A 17,940-nucleotide genomic window follows, 5' to 3' on the forward strand; every position below is an offset into this window, starting at 1 on the left:
CACCCTTCACCCTTCACCCTTCACCCTTCACCCTTCACCCTTCACCCTTCACCCTTCACCCTTCACCCTTCACCCTTCACCCTTCACCACTAAACATTCTCTCAAGCGCCTCATCCATCGTCACCACCGGCTGCCAGCCCAACAAATCTTGCGCCTTCGAACTATCCACCTGCAAATTGCCAAACAACCGATCCGCTACCGCGCCCTTGCTCAACGCCTTCGCCGCAAAACGCATCAAACCCACCGGCACTGGCAACAAACGCGACTTAACCCCACAAGCTTTCGCCACCTTTCGCAACAAATCAGACGTAGATACATCCACCCCATCCGAAATCAAAAACACCTCATTCGCGGCTTTAGGCGAGCGCTCACGATCCGCACACAGCGCAATAAAATCCACCAAATTATCCAACGCCACCAACGAGCGTAAATTACACACCGCGCCCAACGGCAAAGGCACACCTTTTTTAACCCAATTCACCATCGACGCAAAGTTACCCTTCACATTCGGCCCATAAACCAAAGGCGGACGAATAATCACCACCTCCACACCCGTTTCACGCGCAATCGCCAACAACCCCTGCTCCGCCTCATACTTAGACAAACCATAAGGATCAGTCGGCACAAACTTATCATCCGGCCTAAACTTTGTTACCCCCTCTCCCTCGATGGGAGAGGGCTGGGGTGAGGGTGAAAGTGAGTGTGAAAAAGTCATCTCACCATTCACCTTAACCGAACTCACAAAAACAAACCGCCCAACCCCAGCCTGCGCCGCCAACCGCGCCAAAGCCAAAGTCGCACCCCGATTCACCTTACGATACTCCGCCAAAGGATCGGCCACCTCATCGCGCATAATATGCGCCCGAGCCGCCACATGCACTACTACATCTACACCTTTAAATGCCCCCTCTCCCTCGATGGGAGAGGGCTGGGGTGAGGGTGAACTTTCAACATCAACAAACCCCAACAAATCCCCAACAACCTGTTCAACCGCATCAGGCAACCCATCCAAACGCCGGCGCACCAAAGCCCGAACCGAAACGCCATCCGCCACAAAACGCGACAACAAAGCCGACCCAACAAAACCCGTTGCACCGGTTAAAAATACTTTCATTAACCCTTCCTAAAAACCTTATGCAGTAACTTAATCGGCAGGCGAATCATAACAAACGCTAGATTGGAATAAACGCCATTCTCCTGAAGCGCACGCCTCACCTCTTTAGAAATAATCCAATAGCTTTTAAAGCCCGACGTACTCACCCCACCTTCGCGCATTCGCACCAGCGTTTTATTCAACTTAACGTAAGACAGTTTATGCACCAAAAACGCACGCACAAACCATTCAAAGTCCGCGCCGATTTTATAACCTAACGTGTAAGGCCCAACCCTTTCATAAGCCGAGCGCTTAATAAACGCCGCTGGATGCGCAGGCATAAAACCAAACCGCATTTTCCAAGGTTTAAAGTTAAACGAAGAATAAAACCGAACAGGCCTGGTTAAATCATCCGGATGAACAAAATCGACATTCCCTAGCACCATATCCAAATCAGGGTTATCCGCAAACGCTTGAACCACATCCGCAATCACCGAAGGATTCGGATAAAAGTCATCCGAATTTAAAATCCCAATCACATCACCCGTCGCCAACGCCAAGCCTTTGTTCATCGCATCATAAATACCCTTATCCGGCTCAGAAACAAAATGCGTAACACGACCACCAAACGACTCAACAATCGAAACCGTACCGTCCTTTGAAGCACCGTCGATAATGATGTATTCAATATCACCTACATCTTGTGAAAGAACCGAATTGATCGCTGAAGCGATAAAGGCTTTAGAGTTATAACAGACTGTAATAATAGAAATTTTCATACGTGACTACTTTTCTTTAATTCAACCGCATCTTTAATAATCTCGAGATACTGTTGGCTTACAACAGGAAAAGAGAACGTTGATTCAACATGAGCACGCCCGTTTAAACCTAATGCTTTTCTCTTTTCAGGTGCCATTTCAATTATTTTCAACATATTCTGTGCAAAAGACTCAGGCGAAAACGCCTCAGCAACCAGGCCTGTTTGTTCATGCAAAACAATATCTTTAAGCCCTGAAGTATCAAAACTAACGACTGGCGTACCACAAGCTAAAGCCTCCGCCGCCACCTGACCAAATGACTCCACCATTGAAGGCACAACAACACAATCGACAGATGCATACAACAAACTCAATTCAACAGGATCTTTTATATGACCAACAGAAACGCAATCAAAACCATGAACAGTCGTTTTTGACGGCTCACCACCAAACTCAACAAACTTAACCTTTCCAGCCAAGCTTGGTGAAATATAACGGCGCAAAATGCCTAACGCCTCATCTAAGTGGTGATGACCTTTAAGGAAATTCTTTCGCCCACCAACTGCACCATAAGCAAAAACAATATCGGCACCTTCAAAAGAGTAGCGATTACGAAACTCGGTTATTTTATCAACGGAAGCTAAATTAAATAAGCCAGTATCAATAGGATTAGGCAAGTAGCGAACATCGGCATTCTTAAGAATCAAGCTCGCTTGCGCACGCGCTAACATCCAACGAGACGGCACCGTATAAATCAAATCCGATCGGTGAGAAAGCTTAAGCTGTTTAATCCGCCAAATAATATAATTCCAATGAAGCCCATAAACGCCTTTTTTAAAAAAAGAATACCCGTGCTGAAAACAATCCGTATCGTCTAAGACTTTATAGCAATGCTCTGCGCCACAATATATCCACTCATCATGCAAAGTAATCATTGAGCCAGCTGGGATTTTATCCAAATCAAAAACACTTAACGTATCATTATTAAACCAATGTAAATGATAAAGCGACTCGGGTTCAGCTTTAAATTTTTTTATAACAGGAGGATAAGAAAATAAGTTGAGTGAATGTTTTATCGGGTTACCGTCAAATTGTAATTTAGATAACGCAAAAGAAACGATACGTTTAGAAAACTGAAACCGTCCCGCCTCATCTTGCGAAAGAACCGAAGGAGAAAAACTAGATGGATTGCCGGTTAAAAGATTTTTAAACTTACTAGCCGCAATACCTGCACCGCCACGTTTAAAGGAAAAAGAAATAAATATCAGTTTAAACATAACCAGACCTATTTTTTTTCCAACCCAAGTAACCTAAGTAACCAATAAAAAATGCAAAAAAGCTAAAGCCTATCGGAATAGCCGAAAACATAATTGTATTGATAAAAAGAAAATACAAAAAAAACTTTTTCAGGTCATCGTAAAAAAGATTATAAGTTAGCTTGAGTATCACTAAGGGTATTAACAAACTAAATAGGCCTAGCTCATAAAATGCCGCACCATAACCCGACATGATACGACCACCAACTGAAAACCATTCAATTATTACATAATCAAGATATTGAGGTAATTGAGAAGAAACATAACCATTCCAGCTAGAATATCCATTAGGAATCATAAAGTTCGTAAAAAATCCTTTCATAGAAAAATAAACATGAAAAAATCTATCATTTAAGCTTGCATCAAAAAGCACTAGCTTTGTAGGGTCATCGATCAATCTATTTAATAAAAATGCCAGTCTTGAACCTTCAAGTAAATTAGAAACAGCTATTGGAGTTAAAAACAATGCAACAGTTGAAATCAAAATATACTTAAAATTGGCATGGGTCAGCAAATAATAAAAAAGAAAGATAAATAAAAACAAAAATGCCATGGACGATTTAGCTAAAAAAACGATACCTACAACACAGAGAGAAATATAAAAAACCTTATTTTTAACATTTGAGAGCAAAACAAACATGATAAGAAATATAAAAACAATCCCATAAAACGTTGGCTCTGGTGCTAAGCCTACAACACCACGATTGTCTGTTGTCCTGCTTCCTGAAATTAAAAAATTTAAAAGCGTTTTATCAAAAATTGTTTGCAACAAACCAACAGCAAACCAAACAAGTATTGCGATTTTAAGAAAAGATTCAAAGTTTATTCGCTCAGTCTTAAGCACCTTAAAAACAATATAACTAACAAAGAACAATGATGCATAATTGAAAAATGAACGCATCGATATAAAACTTAACCCACTAATAAATAATATAAAAACTGAAGATAAAAAAAACAGGCCTATTAATACCTGTTCATGAGTAAAGCTTTTCCTAAACAAAAAAAATAAAAGCAGTGATAACAATAAGGCATAGGGCTGCATATCCGTGCCCAGATTAACAAAAGATATATAAGGAAAGAAAATAAAAATAAAGTATAAATAATAAATTGGTTTTTTTACGGCCAAGTTAACTTTATTATTTAATAAAATACTAGACAATGCGCTTCACCTGAGACTTTAATAACTCTTTACAAACTGTATAAATATAAAATATATTACTGATTAAACTCTTATCAACAACAACCCACCACCCCAAAATAGAATCCATGCGCTGTACATCAGAGACACCACCCGCTTCAAATCTTGCCACGATTAAATCAACACCTTTAAACTTTGCATTATGCTTCCAAGCATTATAAAAAAACTCAAAATCAGCCACGATTTTTGTACACAAATTAAATTTATTAATTTTATGGTAGCGACTGTTGATAAATGTTGCTTGATGGCAAAATTGCGAACCTTTCCAAAGGTTTTTAACCAGGCCTGCTTTCGCCATTCTAGTTCTACCAGATGGATAAATGACCTGATGGTTTCCATACACTATGTCGTATTGCGATAAATCACTCTCAAAAAAAACGCTTTTTAGAACCTTATCCGAATAAAACCCATCCCCCGCATTCATAAAGTTAACCCACTCACCTGTCGCGAGGTCGATGCCTTTATTCATCGCATCATAGATGCCTTTGTCTTTTTCGGACACCCAGTAGTCGATGGCGTGTTCGTATTTTTTGATGATGTCGAGGGTGCCGTCGGTGGAACCGCCGTCGATAATGATGTATTCGACGTTGTCGTAGGTTTGGTTGATGACGCTGAGGATGGTTTCTTCGAGGTATTTTTCGCCGTTGTAGACGACGGTGACGATGGTTATTAGTGGTGAGGGATTAGGGGTGAGGGGTGAGGGGTTCTCTCCCTGTGAGGAGTTAAGGGTGAGGGGTGAGGTGGTTTCTCGCTGTGAGGCGTGAGGGGTTGAGGGTGAAGGGATAATACCACCGGCTTTGAAGTAGCCTTTGGTGCGGAGGCCGCCTTCGCCTTGTCTGCTCTCGCCTTCGGGTAGGTATAGTACCGTTTCGAATTTGTCTTCGGGTTTGTTGGATTGTTTTATGGCTTGCTCTATTGCCGGGTATGACGGTTTGAGATTCCCGTTTTCGCTGGTTTGAGATCCTGAATCAAGTTCAGGATGACGCTGGGCGTTGGTTTGATATTCCGGATCAAGTCCGGAATGACAGGGGGGGCTGGTTTGAGATCCTGAATCAAGTTCAGGATGACACGGGGCGTCGGCTTTAATCACGCGGCGCGTGGTGCTGTAGTTTGGGTCGAGTTCGATGGTATCGTACATAGTGTTGTATTCGCGTTATCTTTATTTAAGTTTATATATAGCTTCGTATATCTGGCACAGGCGTTGTCGCCGTCACTTTTTCACCAGGCCTGGTGGTATGGCGAACCTTGACGCCATTTTCGGAAAATTGATGTTCACCATCACACAAGCTCAACCTATTGCCCATTCGCAGACAAACGCAGTGTTGAAATGCTTCTAAATTCATCACTTCGCGTTCCATTCTATATCACGCATTTGCTCATAGACCGCATTGTTCTCGTTCCAACTGGCCGTTTGCAGTTCTGGTAAAACGCGCTCTAAAGAGGAGTGTTCTTTTGGAAGACGGAGTTCTTCGTTCTCTTTGTTATAAAACCAAATAAAGGCCGATTTAAACCGACTGTCAGATTGGAACGCGCCGGCCAACGCATCAAATCGGGTATGCGTTTTTGGAAAGCCTTTTCGCGTGTAGGGCGCGGTGCGGTTTTCAAAAATACGGGGATCATTTTTTTTAAAAGAAATACCCGATACATTTGGCAAAAAGGTGACCGCCGCCCCCAATCCGACGGATATGGCATCGATAACACTGGTTTTACCCGTACCATTTTCACCCAGCAACAACGTCAAACGCTGACCTAATTCAAGGCTTAACTGTTCGATTGCACGAAAATTTTCAAGGGTTACATGGCTAAGTTTCATTGCTCTGATTTCATCTTAAATGTATTCACCAAACATGCTCCGGTTTGAGATCCTGAAACAAGTTCAGGATGACGGAGTGGGTCACCAGGATGACGCGGGGCGTTGGCTTTTATCACGTTGTGCGTATTCTAACTCAGTTTCATGCACCAAGCTACAAAATTACGACTCGCTGACACGCAAATTGAGTTACATTACGTGGTAATCAATCAGGGCTTATTCCTCTTCACAACCCAAGTCTGACCGCATAAAGCGCCTTGGGGATTGGTTTACTTTTTCTCAACCTTATAAAACTTATGATCTTTATCCAAAAACACAACATAAAACGTGTTCGAACAAAAATTCAAACCCTTACTGCTCTGAGTGTTTTTTACATTATCCGGTAAAACAAAACCCACAAAACGCACCTTTGCACTGAGTCGGAATCTACCCCACTCAGCCTCTATGGGGATATACACAGGCAACTGAAAATCCGTTTTGTTTGTGTTTGGAAACCGACCATAAATTACCAGCCTTTTTTGAGATTTCCAGTAAGCTATTGACTCCTTCGAGTAATCAATCAACTGTTGATACAAATTAGCTTGCTGAGCTGGGCTCCATTGAGTCAGCATTTGTCCCGGACCGCTGGCCTGACTAACATCAAAATAAGAAAAATTAAACTTCATACGCGCGGCAAGCGTATCTTACTCATCATAAATCGAGCACTGTGAAATATCTAATGCAATACGTTTTGATTTTCGACTGTTATTAAAACTCATAACAAAGGAACACCACCCAATTTCCCCGACCTATATAAAGGTGCTAGAGGCCGGTCATTACGAATCGCACTACCCTGGATTTCATCTAGGCGATAGCAAAAACTCTCATTATTTTCCTTGTCCACGATATAGGTGCGATACTTCCCCATAACATCTAAAATATCAGTATCATGTGTAGAAAAAATCAATTGGGCGTTATGTGGATTAAACGCTGGCTCCGTAAAGAGCTGCAATAGTTCGGGTAAAATATCAGGATGAAGATGTTTATCAAACTCATCCATGCAAAGTACGCCACCAGCATCCAACGCCATGCTATACAACACGATTTGAGAAAAAAGCGAACGTGTTCCATGCGACTGATCAAAAATCAAAAGTGATTCAAGCTCACCGGTCGCGGTCTCATGATAAAAAACCGGAATGTACCGTTTTTGATCCGTTTCAGGATCTTTCTTCTCGACAATTTGAATGTCCTTCACGCCGGTATCAAATCGCCGAATAAGCGATTTCGCCAATTCAAAAGCCTTAGAGTCCTCAAAATAAATTTTTGAAACCCAGTAATGCTCTTTAATAAAATTGCCATCTCGTAAACCAAACGGAAACACATTAGAGTGAATCGATAAAAAGAAATTATAGACTTCCAGCAAAACACCCGTTTTGTCCAATGCATACTGGTGCTGAGTACTAATAAATGAAGCATTTTTTCTCATATTAATTGGCCGTATTGAATCCAGCGATTTAACCACTACTGTCAGGACTTCCTCCTGTCTTTCGATCAGCTTCGTTAAACGAGCTTCCTTACGGTACAAAACCTCACTTAAAACTTGATTATTTTGCAACACCAACTCATAACGAAAAAATGTACGTGTACTCAAAGATTCAAACTCAATATAAAATTCAGTGGGCTCAGGATTCGAAAAATAATTAGAAAACCAAAGGCGGCTGTCCGGTTTCGTTATAAATGAATGGCAGCAAAAATCATGCAGAAAATTTAGCGCCTTAAGTAAATTGGTTTTACCAGACGCATTTTTTCCTTTTACACAAAGTATGGTGCCCACGGAGGGAGAACTTTTCGATGCTTCAAGCCCAACACTAGGAAGCTCAAATGACACCTCTGCACCCTCTTTAAAAGAATAAAAATTTTTAAAACCAAAACGACGAATCATCTTAAGTGCCCAGTAAATTAAAAATAAAATATTAACATAAAAATTAGACAAATTTGACAAAATTTAGCTACAAGAACCTTAACTAACACCGGTCTACCTAGCCTTATATTTTACATCATCCCGGGCCATGTTCACGTCATCCCGACGCAGGCCGGGATCTTTTGAGGTTTTGCGCAGCCGGTTGGAGATGCCGGATCAAGTCCGGCATGACGCGGTATTGTGCACAGCCAGCCAATCGAATCAACTTAACCGTGCCCTCATTATTTCGGCGGTGCGTAGGTAGGTTTTTGGCCCGCCTCCCTAGGTAGGAATATACCCTTGATGCAATCCGGGTTAATAACGGCTATTTGAATATGGTTTCCGGTAAAAAACTTGGCGCCTTCGTAAACTGGATCGCCTTCGATAAAAGCGGCACGAACAGAATCGAAAGGTTCACCCTCATTTTCCGCCAGTGCGCAAGCATAGCGTACCACGGCGTAATCGAGCTTTCTTTTCTTAAAATCTAAATCGCCCGTTGAAAACGATTCATTTTTTGGTAACGGCTTGCCTTCTTCTTCCAAGTCTTTTTTAAGCTGCTCAAACGCGACGGTAAGAAGATCTATGTATTTTTGATCCAAAAGATCTAAACAATTCCCTAACTCTAGTACGGCTCCAAGAACAAAGGGGTTTTGAATTTTTGTTTTTTCACGCTGGCTGTCCTCTCGTGCATATTGCCATGCACGTTCCAAGTTGTTTTCCCAAAAATAAACCCCCTCTCCAAGCCAATCGTAACCGTTGTTGCTATGGTAAAATTCTGCTTTCTGATTCAGGATTTCTAAGCCTGCCGCTTCATCAATGCCGTGAAAACCGTAAACAACAGAAGGTTTTGCGTTGTACATAATTCAAACTTTAATATCTAACGTTTTTATACTAAAGACAATTTTTTTGTCTGACGATGGGTTTTCATCCGGCGCACTACAAAAAAAGCTTACCAGTTTACCGTCAGCATCCAAAATATGCGCTTTTTGTAATAGCGCTAAACGCTCTTCATGTGAACGGTGACGCCCACTTTTTCTGATTCGTTTAGTAAGCTCTGCAACCATTAACATTTAAACCTCCGTTCTAAATCCTTATGAACCTAAAAGATTATAACAACAAAACACATAGCTAACGAACCCTAAAAAACATAAACCCTTTCGAGTAACCGTTTACAAAACCCAACAGACCTGATGGGTTATTCACATTTATCCAATTTTTCACTTACCTCACCCAGGTTTTTTTCCTCGTCATCCGGTCCATCTTCACGTCATCACGGCGTAGGCCGGGATCTCCTACCAACATCCACCAGGCCTGGTGCTTCACCCTCACGCTTCACCATTTCTTGTGACTAAATTGCAATATTTCGAATTAGCCACGCTTTAAACAAGGGGTCGGTCATTTGTTTTTCATTGTTTAAGACCGCTTCGTTTTTCAGTTCTTTAATCATCTGGCTTTTATAGGACAGACTCACCTGCTCGCTCACTGTATCTAACCCAATCAGACTTTTTAACACATGGCCTTTATGCTTTTTAACATTAATTCGATCCCACTCGACTTCAAAAAAAGCATGATTGTCTCGCAGTATTTTTTGAATAGCTTTATCAACCAAATCAGGCGTAACAAGGCTGCTATCATCCAAATACGCCAGTACATAGGCTTCTTGAATAAGCTTGATAAAATAATAAGGATGCCCTTGAGTGGTTTCTAGGATCTTTTCAACAGCTTGTTCATTGAATTGGATGTGATCAATGCGCAACCCCTTTGCAAATGTCCTGCATTGGTCGATATCCAAAAGCGGCAGATTCATAATCGATGCAAAATTAAAAAAGGCGTTAGCCTTATCCAAAAACACCTTATTCATCACACTGGTTTGCGAGCCGGCGAAAATATAACTCACATGCTGATGGGTTTGAAAATAAGCACGCAGTTTTTTAACCACATCTTCGCCAAAACGCTCAATATCACCAAACTCGTCCATAAAAACAATGGCACGTTTGTTTTGCTTTTCGGCAAATAAATCCGGCAGTTGAAAGGCTTTTTTAATCAACTCCGCTTCTGAAGGCTCGCGCAATAAGTCATAGCCAATTTTTACAAAATCGGTATCGAGTTTAAAACGTGACACGATATCCAAAATATTGTCTTTGGCCGATTTAACAAAGTTTGATACCCCGTGGCTTTGATAGACCGCATCAATCAGCAAATGACACAACTCACGAACATTGGATGCGGCGAAAATATCCAGCTTGATAATGAGATAGTCATTCTTTAGATCCTCTAGCACCGCATTGACGAGGGTCGTCTTGCCATAGCGCCTGGGTGCAACAATTGCGCAATGTTGCCCCATTTTGATATAGGATTTGATGGTTTTTATTTCTCGCTCTCGCCCAACGACAATCGTTGATAAGCCACCTGCATTGATTCGCATAACGCACCTATGTTTAGCTATTTACATAAACACTATATCACATAAATTAATTATTTATGTAAAAAGATAAATCTTGCTGTAAATTTTGTCATCCCGCTTTTTTCGTCATCCCGGCGTAGGCCGGGATCTCCAACCGACATCCACCAGGCCTGGTGATGCTTCACCCGATACCCTTAGCGAGGTCTTCGGTGTCGAAATAAAAAAAAGGGGGGGGAACCTGAAGATAGCTGAAAGGTTTAAACTTCATCCGGGTTTTTACGATTTTCTAGCAATCTTGGGGCAACAAATAACGCCACCATGCCAAACAAGTCGAGTGTGGCAATAATTCCCGCAGCCACCGCGCTGTACTGCGCGATCCATGCCGCCGCAACTAAACCAACTATTGCAATCATTCCGCCAATATATTGCCCCAACCGGTCCTTTTGAATGGCTCCGCTAAGAGCCTTTTCGTTCATGTCATGGGTGTAAACCTGCTCTCTATGAGCCATATCCAATATGAGTTTACGAGCATCATCAGGATATTTAGCCTTCATTTTTGATTGGCCTTTTGACACTCGTATTGCGTTATCGAGGCACTTACGTACTTGCCGACTTGTAACCAATGACTGTTTAACCGCGCTGTGACACTGCCTTTTGGTAAGTATTGTTGATAGGTTCCCGTTGGCCAAACCTCAATGTGGGCGAACCCTTTTATAAAGCTGAATTTTGTTTTTTCCATGGATAAATCCTTGCGGTTTTTCGCTTTTAAATTGTTAAGGTATTATGCCACAAAATATTTATTACTTTGCAAGCACCAGGCCTGGTGCTTCACCCCTCACCCTTCACTTTCTAAAAAAAGGAATAATAGGTTTAGGTAAATTGGCTTCGGCAGACATCCTAAAGGCGTGTTCGCGCCAAAACGACCAAATATTATGAATGGCGTTAAACTTAATAAACTCTTCAAGCGCCAGTTCGGCTAACTCGCCTTTTTGACGATACTTGGCGACAAAGCTCGACTCTATCTCAGAAAGCACCAGCTCTTCTTTATCATCAGCAATCAAAACAAACCGTAATCCAAAATTCGCTTTAACGACAATCAGTTTTTCACCCTCTTCCGACTCCAAAACTTCCGCGCTAACGGATAACTTATTTTGCTGACTCATATCAGCCGGATAATTATCCGCTGAAATATCTTGAAACCTCGCAACCGAAGTCGAATGAAGATGAATATCTAACAACTCCAGTGCAACAACAGCTTCTGAAATAAGCGCCTTATCCATAATTTTCTTCTAGCATTGTTTGGTTTTTTACAGAGGTATATTTGTGGTCATTTGCCGCTTTAAACACCGAATAAGCCACCACATTATCGTCTGTGTAAACGAGATGATTTTTATCGACCGCAATACCCGCTTCGACCAGCAGATCATGCAAAACCATAGGATGCTTTAAAGCCTGCTTAATCAACTTATCCATCGCCGCACTTTGCGAAACCTCACCGCGCTCATACTTTGAAAAAGCGTTCCTACCGCCGCCAAACACCAAAGAAGCTTGCTCTTGTGTTAAGCCTAGTTTTTTTCTAGCGGCGGCGATTTCAGCCGCAATAAACAAGCCATCATGCGCCTTCTTCGCATCCCGAATGGCTTTGTCATTTTCAATAATTTGTTCGGTTGCAATAAACTCTCTATGGCAATTTTGGCAAGTTGAATAAGTCATCGGTACGCTTAGAGTTGCACCTTTATAGCTGATTTCTTCATTCGCCTGCTCCACCAAAACGTCTTCACTTTTACAAACTTTGCATTGCGCCATTTTTATCATCCTCCAGACTGTACTCAACCACAACGCCCCCTGTAACCATAGTGGTTAGTTTACTATAAATATTATTTCAATATACAAAATTTCTACCCACCAGGCCTGGTTGTTTCTTTTCCCATTCCCAAGCGTGGCGGAGGATGGTTGTTAAATCTGTGTATTGCGGTTGCCAGTTTAGGGTTTGTTTGGCTTTATCGGCGTTGGCGACTAGCACGGCGGGGTCGCCTTCTCTACGCTCGGCTTGTTGAACTTTAATGTTAAAACCCTCCTGTGCAACCATTGCTTGCGCGGCGTCGATCACTTGTTTAACGCTGAACCCTTCGCCATTGCCAAGGTTGAAACAATGCGCGCCGCTTAATTGCCCGGATAACATCGCCTGCATCGCTAATTGGTGTGCGAAACACAAGTCTAGCACATGAATATAATCACGCACACAAGTCCCATCTTCGGTGGGATAGTCCTCGCCGAAAATACAAATCGAATCGCGTCGCCCGGAGGCGGCTTGTAACACCAAAGGTATCAAATGCGTTTCGGGGTCGTGCAATTCGCCTAATTCAAGTTCGGGGTCTGCGCCGCAGGCATTAAAATAGCGCAACGCCACCGAGTTTAAACCGTAAGCTTTTGCATAGACTTGTAACAGCGTTTCTACCATTAACTTACTTGCGCCGTAAGGATTGATTGGGCTTTGTGGGTGCTGCTCATCCATCGGGGTATACACGGGGTTGCCATAGGTCGCGGCGGTTGATGAAAACACGATATTCAAGACATCGTGCTTAACCATCGCATCCAATAAATTAAGCGTATTACACACATTGTTGCGGTAATATTTAGCAGGATTCGTCACCGATTCGCCGACAAGACTAAAGGCGGCAAAATGAACCACGCATTTAAAGTCATGCTGAGCAAACAAGTTATCCAACAAGGCCGTATCCGCCAAATCCCCCTCCACCAGCTCGCCATACTTCGCCAAACTACGATGCCCGGTCGATAAGTTATCCAACACCGTCACCACATGCCCCGCTTTCACCAGCATTTTGACCATGTGCGAACCAATGTACCCCGCACCGCCTGCGACTAAAATTTCCACTGCATTAACCTTTTATTACCTTGTCATACAACTCAATATATTTTCCCGCGACTATTTGAGTCTCGCACTCAACTAGGGCGAAAAATAAGTCCACCATTAATTAATTTTCACGCCACTGGTAAAAAATTAGAAGAAGGTGATGATTTTGTGGCACAGCATAATTCAACCCCCTTCGGCGCCAAAAGCTTTCGCAACAAGGGCACTATATCTTTCATACCAACCTGACCTGATGAGGTTGGGTGAACTGATTTTTTAGTTGTCTTGCCATAAAACCCGGACTCGGACTCAGATGATGGAATGTATTTTTTCTCAACTTCAAAACCATCCACCTCGTAAAAATATTGACCACCAAAGTCTAGTCCATGCACCACAATTTTTTTAAAACCCGCCTTATAGGCTAATATTATGGCGGTAACAACACTCGATGCTGATTGCGGTAAGAACTCAGATTGATCACTCAGCATTTTCTCAATAACAGAATCCAGGTATTTTTTATCAAATACAGGGTAGATTCTATCTTTAATGGGCATCGCCAAATTGAGCCAATGCGCATTAATAAAAGAAATATCGTTTTTGTCTTCCCAAAGATTTTTAAAGAAAATTAGATCTGTGTGCTTGCTTACAAAATCTTCTGTTATTCTAACGTGCTGATGCGAAGTGTTCTTAACAGAAAACCCACCAAACTCAACAAAATAAACATCAAATGGTATACTTATCAAACCAGCGTAATTAAACCCAATCACAAAATCATCTTTACCAATAATCGAAACAGACTCATTCAACGACCATCCTGAACCGATAACGTGGCAAACATCGGATTTCTTCGACTCCTTCCTTCTATGCACAAGAGAAACAACCGCCTGTTGATTTTTTACTTCCTCAGTTTTTAATGATTTGGTTTTTTTATAGAATTTAAAATTACTTACAACTAATTTCAAGTTGATATATGACAGATACAGCAATTTACTTGATACCAAAACTCTCTTAATTATTTCTTTCATAACTTCCAATCATTCTTTAACATAAGTTAAGATGGTTTATACCTATTAGTGATAAATAGATTTTAGTGCAGCAATAATCTCAGCACCTTTATCAGTTGGTTTATACTCACCATTATCTATTATAAAATACCCACTGTTTACCAATGAGTTGTATCTAAATTTGTCTGGTTTTTCAACTGGCATGAATTTAGAATTTTCTGATATTTTTATCATAAACTCATAATCTTTATCGGGAATGTTAAAAATATCCTCACTGGTCAAACTGGGAGTGGATTCTGTAGCCTGACGGCGTTCTGAAACTTCTTTAGCTAATATTTTCTTCCCAAATTCAACACTTGTATTTCCCACTTGTAATTTTGATATTTTTTCTAAAAGTTCACGTAATTGTTTTTTAAAAAGCAAAAGCAAAGTTAATAAAAAAGCAGGCCATATCGAAGCTTTTACCATTTCTAGAAAAAATATTTTCCACTCCATAATCATTCCTTTAGTGCAATCTCACTGCCTGCCACACTAATCTTGTTGCAAGGTTGCTAAATTGCTGGTGGCTTTTAAACCTAACTCTAAACACCAGGCCTGGTGGTTTTTTACTTCGGTCCACTGGGTTAGGAAGATGAAGTCTAGGTCAGCGGTTTGGGCGGCTTGGTAGTCGTATTTGCTGTCGCCGAGGAATAAAGCAGGTCGGGTGATGTTGCCCTTTTCAATTTCTCTGGCGAGGATGGTGTCTTTGGTGTCCGGGCTGCCGAAGATGCCGCCGTTAAAGTAGTGGTCTAGGCCACGGGCTTTAAACACTTCTCGCAATTCTTCTTGATCGCCGCCGGAAACAATCAGCCAGTTGGCGTGTTTTGTTTGTTCGCGCAGTTCGGCTAGACCTTCCGCCACTTCACAAGTCATCAGTGCTTTTTTGACCTCATGCGCAAAGTTGTACAGCAGTTGCTTTAACTCGGTTTGATCTAGCTGTTTTTTTAGAATTTCGGTCAGCAGATATTCAAACTTAACAAAACGTGAAATCCCGCCATTTTGTACATGGTAGTCTTTTAAGGCTTGTGCGGGTTCATGCCCATAGACCTTGGCCACATCATAAAACGCTTGGGTTTTAATTTTATTGGAGTTGAGGACTACACCATCGCAATCAAAAACGAGGGTTTGGTATTCGGTTATTGGTTTATTCATGCCCTACCACCTTTAATGCTTTTTCTACTTTAGCGACATCCTCGGGTACATCGACCGCTAAACTACCAGGTCTGGTTGGTATCATTCTGATCGGTTGATTCCATTCTAGGAAACGGATGATTTCGATATCCTCGGACTGTTCTAGTGTGCTTTTTTTGCCGTATGCGCCAAAATCCAGCAGTTCTTTTTGGTTAAAGGCGTAAATGCACACTTGTTTGTAATGGTGTTGGGGTGCATTTTTTTGATCTTTAAAACCGGGCAAGGCTTGGCGTGACATATACACGAGTCGTTGATCTTCGGTGAAAATGACTTTGGGGATATTGACGCTATTTGGGTCTTCGTCTTCGCCAATAATCGCATAGCCATTGATGACTTCATTGGGGTAGGCTTTTTTGGCTTCGATGACTTTGTGAATATCTTCGGGATTCACTAAAGGCTCATCGCCTTGGACATTGATATAAATATCCGCTTCAACTTGTTGCGCCACTTCGGCGAGGCGGTCGGTGCCGGTTAAACAGTGCTCTGAGGTCATGACGACTTGATAACCCATGCCCAATACAGCCGTTTGGATTTTTGTGTCATCGGTGGCGATATAGACATTTTCTTGCCCTACAGCACGCGCGCTAAGTTCGGCGACCCATTGAATCATGGGTTTGCCGAGTAAGTTGACCAGCGGTTTACCAGGAAAGCGGCTGGATTTGTAGCGTGCTGGGATAACTATAATGGTTTTCATGTTAATAGTCCGTAAATCGATTGGGTTTTGAGTTCATAGCGTGTTGGTGTAATGGAGACGATCTCAATCGCTTTGGTTTGCGTTTGATAGGATTTGATTAAGGTTTCCATTTCTTTATAACGTGGGTCATCTGCCCCGTAACCATCAAAACCGGCAAAGTAAATTTTATTGGCTTGTCCTGCGGTGGCAATGGCTAAGGCATAGGCAATAACCAAGGATGAAGGCAGTTGCGCATAGTGTTCATGGAACTCAAATCCTGCACGGCTCACTGAAATACCAAAATCCAACAGGGTTTTGATTTTGAGTTCTTGTTGTACGTCTTCAGGTAACATACTCGCTGGCGTAATCAGCGGTTGCGGCAGGTTAAGGTGTTCGTGGCAATCCGCAAGCAAGCGCACCGGATGGCAGGCGGCACGGGCATGAATGATATCTTCACGCAGGTTTTTCTGGGTATTCAGCGCGATCACATAGGGCTGATGCTGTTCAATAAAGGCTTCGATGGCCGAGCGGTATTTAGCCACACCCGGGCCGGTGCCGATAATCAAGACATCCCGCCCTTGCATCGTGCTTTTGGGCGACCAGGTGCCGCGCGGTTCGCCAGAATAAAAATGGCGTGCGGCTTCTAGGGTGTCAAGACTAAACTTTTTACCGCCTTCGATTTTTAAATGATCAATCACGGCGAGAATGTCTTCATCGCTGTAGCGTGAGTCTTGCAGCATTTCTTGGATATAGGTCGGGTGGATGCCGTATTGCCCCGCCATGTAGTAATAGGGGTTGGTTCCCCAGCCGTATTGAGCTTGTAGGGGTTTAAAGTGTTTGCGAATCAGTTCAAACAGCTTGGTGGGATTGCCTTTGTTTTTTCGATAGGGTTCGAGTGCCATCGCGAGGTATTCGGTTTGGGCATTACCCGGGCCACGCCCCATGCCGGTGACGGTCGAATCCACCCAGGTTACGCCATCTTGAATGGCTTGCAGTGTATTGGCAATCGCTTGCCCCATATTGTCGTGGGTGTGAATGCCGAGTGCGCCTTGCCAGCCTGCTCGAAAGGCTTGGATAATTTGCGTGACCTCTTTTGGCGAAAGGCTTCCCATCGAATCAGCGAAGTACAAGGCATCAATCGTATAGTCGCTGGCTTTTTTGGCCAGTTGGGTGATTTCTTCTGGTGAACGATCCGCGACTTGCATCAGGTTAAAGCCGACTAAATAGCCCTGCGCCTTTAACCAGCTGGCGGCGGGTAAACAGGTTTCAAACTCATGTACATGACAGGCAATGCGGACTAGGGTGACAGCCGATTGTGTTTGAGGGGCAAAAAGTTTTTCTAGCGTGGCCACCAGGCCTGGTTGTTTTGCAGACAATTCCGAACCATTAATCATGACACCGATTTTGTCAGTTAATTCTACTGGAATCGGCAAGCTGTTTAAAAACGAATCCGTGCTAAACGCACAGCCGCCTTTAAAACCGTCATTTTTAAGGCTACGAAAACCGATTTCAACATAGTCTACCTGCAAAGCGGCCATGGCTTGTAAATAGTCCGCAACCAGGCCTGGTGAAAAATCCCAGTCGTTGTAATAACCGCCATCGCGGAGGGTGCAGTCGAGGTGTATTGTTGGTAACATAAAAGC

Annotated in this window: 22 protein-coding genes; all 22 read right to left on the bottom strand. The window is 42.5% G+C overall.

All coding sequences use genetic code 11. The features are described from left to right. Positions 1-76: 76 nt before the first annotated feature. The 22 genes from NA59_RS04185 to NA59_RS04285 all read right to left on the bottom strand — a co-directional run bounded on the left by NA59_RS04185 (position 77) and on the right by NA59_RS04285 (position 17,934). Positions 77-1,114 (bottom strand): NAD-dependent epimerase/dehydratase family protein, encoded by a 1,038-nt coding sequence (locus NA59_RS04185; RefSeq protein WP_044408414.1) that lies wholly within the window; start codon positions 1,112-1,114, stop codon positions 77-79. Next, a complete protein-coding gene (locus NA59_RS04190) occupies positions 1,114-1,872 on the bottom strand; it encodes a glycosyltransferase family 2 protein (RefSeq protein ID WP_044408417.1) in 759 nt (252 codons plus the stop codon). The genes NA59_RS04185 and NA59_RS04190 overlap by 1 nt, the downstream gene beginning before the upstream one ends. Next, a complete protein-coding gene (locus tag NA59_RS04195; protein WP_044408420.1) occupies positions 1,869-3,128 on the bottom strand; it encodes a glycosyltransferase in 1,260 nt (419 codons plus the stop codon). The genes NA59_RS04190 and NA59_RS04195 overlap by 4 nt, the downstream gene beginning before the upstream one ends. Further along, the gene (locus NA59_RS04200; RefSeq protein WP_044408423.1) at positions 3,121-4,326 is read right to left on the bottom strand and encodes a hypothetical protein; all 1,206 of its coding nucleotides are present in this window, start codon (positions 4,324-4,326) and stop codon (positions 3,121-3,123) included. Before NA59_RS04200 ends, NA59_RS04195 begins: the two co-directional genes overlap by 8 nt. Continuing rightward, positions 4,319-5,503, bottom strand: a complete 1,185-nt coding sequence (locus NA59_RS14750; protein ID WP_083944928.1) for a glycosyltransferase family 2 protein — start codon at positions 5,501-5,503, stop codon at positions 4,319-4,321. The genes NA59_RS04200 and NA59_RS14750 overlap by 8 nt, the downstream gene beginning before the upstream one ends. Positions 5,504-5,534: 31 nt before the next feature. Then, the gene (locus NA59_RS15020; protein WP_157792541.1) at positions 5,535-5,708 is read right to left on the bottom strand and encodes a hypothetical protein; all 174 of its coding nucleotides are present in this window, start codon (positions 5,706-5,708) and stop codon (positions 5,535-5,537) included. Beyond that, positions 5,708-6,178 (bottom strand): ATP-binding protein, encoded by a 471-nt coding sequence (locus NA59_RS04210; protein ID WP_044408426.1) that lies wholly within the window; start codon positions 6,176-6,178, stop codon positions 5,708-5,710. The genes NA59_RS15020 and NA59_RS04210 overlap by 1 nt, the downstream gene beginning before the upstream one ends. 266 nt (positions 6,179-6,444) lie before the next feature. Beyond that, positions 6,445-6,840, bottom strand: coding sequence for a hypothetical protein (locus NA59_RS15330; protein ID WP_044408429.1), 396 nt, complete (start codon positions 6,838-6,840; stop codon positions 6,445-6,447). A gap of 89 nt (positions 6,841-6,929) precedes the next feature. Beyond that, the gene (locus tag NA59_RS04220; RefSeq protein ID WP_044408568.1) at positions 6,930-8,096 is read right to left on the bottom strand and encodes an AAA family ATPase; all 1,167 of its coding nucleotides are present in this window, start codon (positions 8,094-8,096) and stop codon (positions 6,930-6,932) included. A gap of 260 nt (positions 8,097-8,356) precedes the next feature. After that, the gene (locus NA59_RS04225; RefSeq protein ID WP_044408433.1) at positions 8,357-8,974 is read right to left on the bottom strand and encodes a hypothetical protein; all 618 of its coding nucleotides are present in this window, start codon (positions 8,972-8,974) and stop codon (positions 8,357-8,359) included. Between the two features lie 3 nt (positions 8,975-8,977). Continuing rightward, positions 8,978-9,184: a hypothetical protein gene (locus NA59_RS04230; protein ID WP_044408435.1), complete on the bottom strand. Its 207-nt coding sequence runs from the start codon at positions 9,182-9,184 to the stop codon at positions 8,978-8,980. Between the two features lie 278 nt (positions 9,185-9,462). Then, positions 9,463-10,539, bottom strand: coding sequence for an AAA family ATPase (locus tag NA59_RS04235; RefSeq protein WP_044408437.1), 1,077 nt, complete (start codon positions 10,537-10,539; stop codon positions 9,463-9,465). Between the two features lie 236 nt (positions 10,540-10,775). Continuing rightward, entirely contained in the window at positions 10,776-11,072 is a 297-nt protein-coding gene (locus NA59_RS04240) for a DUF2335 domain-containing protein (RefSeq protein ID WP_052501454.1), read from the bottom strand. Next, complete coding sequence (locus NA59_RS04245; RefSeq protein WP_044408441.1) at positions 11,069-11,257, bottom strand: hypothetical protein; 189 nt, start codon at positions 11,255-11,257, stop codon at positions 11,069-11,071. Before NA59_RS04245 ends, NA59_RS04240 begins: the two co-directional genes overlap by 4 nt. Positions 11,258-11,360: 103 nt before the next feature. Beyond that, on the bottom strand, positions 11,361-11,798 hold the full coding sequence (locus NA59_RS04250) for a hypothetical protein (protein WP_044408444.1): 438 nt from the start codon (positions 11,796-11,798) through the stop codon (positions 11,361-11,363). Continuing rightward, positions 11,791-12,324, bottom strand: coding sequence for a type II toxin-antitoxin system MqsA family antitoxin (locus NA59_RS04255; RefSeq protein WP_052501455.1), 534 nt, complete (start codon positions 12,322-12,324; stop codon positions 11,791-11,793). The genes NA59_RS04250 and NA59_RS04255 overlap by 8 nt, the downstream gene beginning before the upstream one ends. Before the next feature lie 76 nt (positions 12,325-12,400). Beyond that, positions 12,401-13,414, bottom strand: a complete 1,014-nt coding sequence (gene galE / locus NA59_RS04260; RefSeq protein WP_044408447.1) for a UDP-glucose 4-epimerase GalE — start codon at positions 13,412-13,414, stop codon at positions 12,401-12,403. Between the two features lie 107 nt (positions 13,415-13,521). Beyond that, positions 13,522-14,415, bottom strand: a complete 894-nt coding sequence (locus tag NA59_RS04265; RefSeq protein WP_157792542.1) for a hypothetical protein — start codon at positions 14,413-14,415, stop codon at positions 13,522-13,524. A 45-nt stretch (positions 14,416-14,460) separates the two neighbouring features. After that, positions 14,461-14,889, bottom strand: coding sequence for a hypothetical protein (locus NA59_RS04270; RefSeq protein WP_044408453.1), 429 nt, complete (start codon positions 14,887-14,889; stop codon positions 14,461-14,463). A gap of 36 nt (positions 14,890-14,925) precedes the next feature. Next, positions 14,926-15,585: an HAD family hydrolase gene (locus tag NA59_RS04275; RefSeq protein ID WP_044408459.1), complete on the bottom strand. Its 660-nt coding sequence runs from the start codon at positions 15,583-15,585 to the stop codon at positions 14,926-14,928. Further along, on the bottom strand, positions 15,578-16,318 hold the full coding sequence (locus NA59_RS04280) for a 3-deoxy-manno-octulosonate cytidylyltransferase (protein ID WP_044408460.1): 741 nt from the start codon (positions 16,316-16,318) through the stop codon (positions 15,578-15,580). Before NA59_RS04280 ends, NA59_RS04275 begins: the two co-directional genes overlap by 8 nt. Further along, positions 16,315-17,934, bottom strand: coding sequence for an aldolase catalytic domain-containing protein (locus NA59_RS04285; protein WP_044408462.1), 1,620 nt, complete (start codon positions 17,932-17,934; stop codon positions 16,315-16,317). Before NA59_RS04285 ends, NA59_RS04280 begins: the two co-directional genes overlap by 4 nt. Positions 17,935-17,940: the final 6 nt, after the last annotated feature.

The sequence above is a fragment of the Thiomicrospira microaerophila genome, from assembly GCF_000934765.1.
GTDB lineage: Bacteria > Pseudomonadota > Gammaproteobacteria > Thiomicrospirales > Thiomicrospiraceae > Thiomicrospira > Thiomicrospira microaerophila.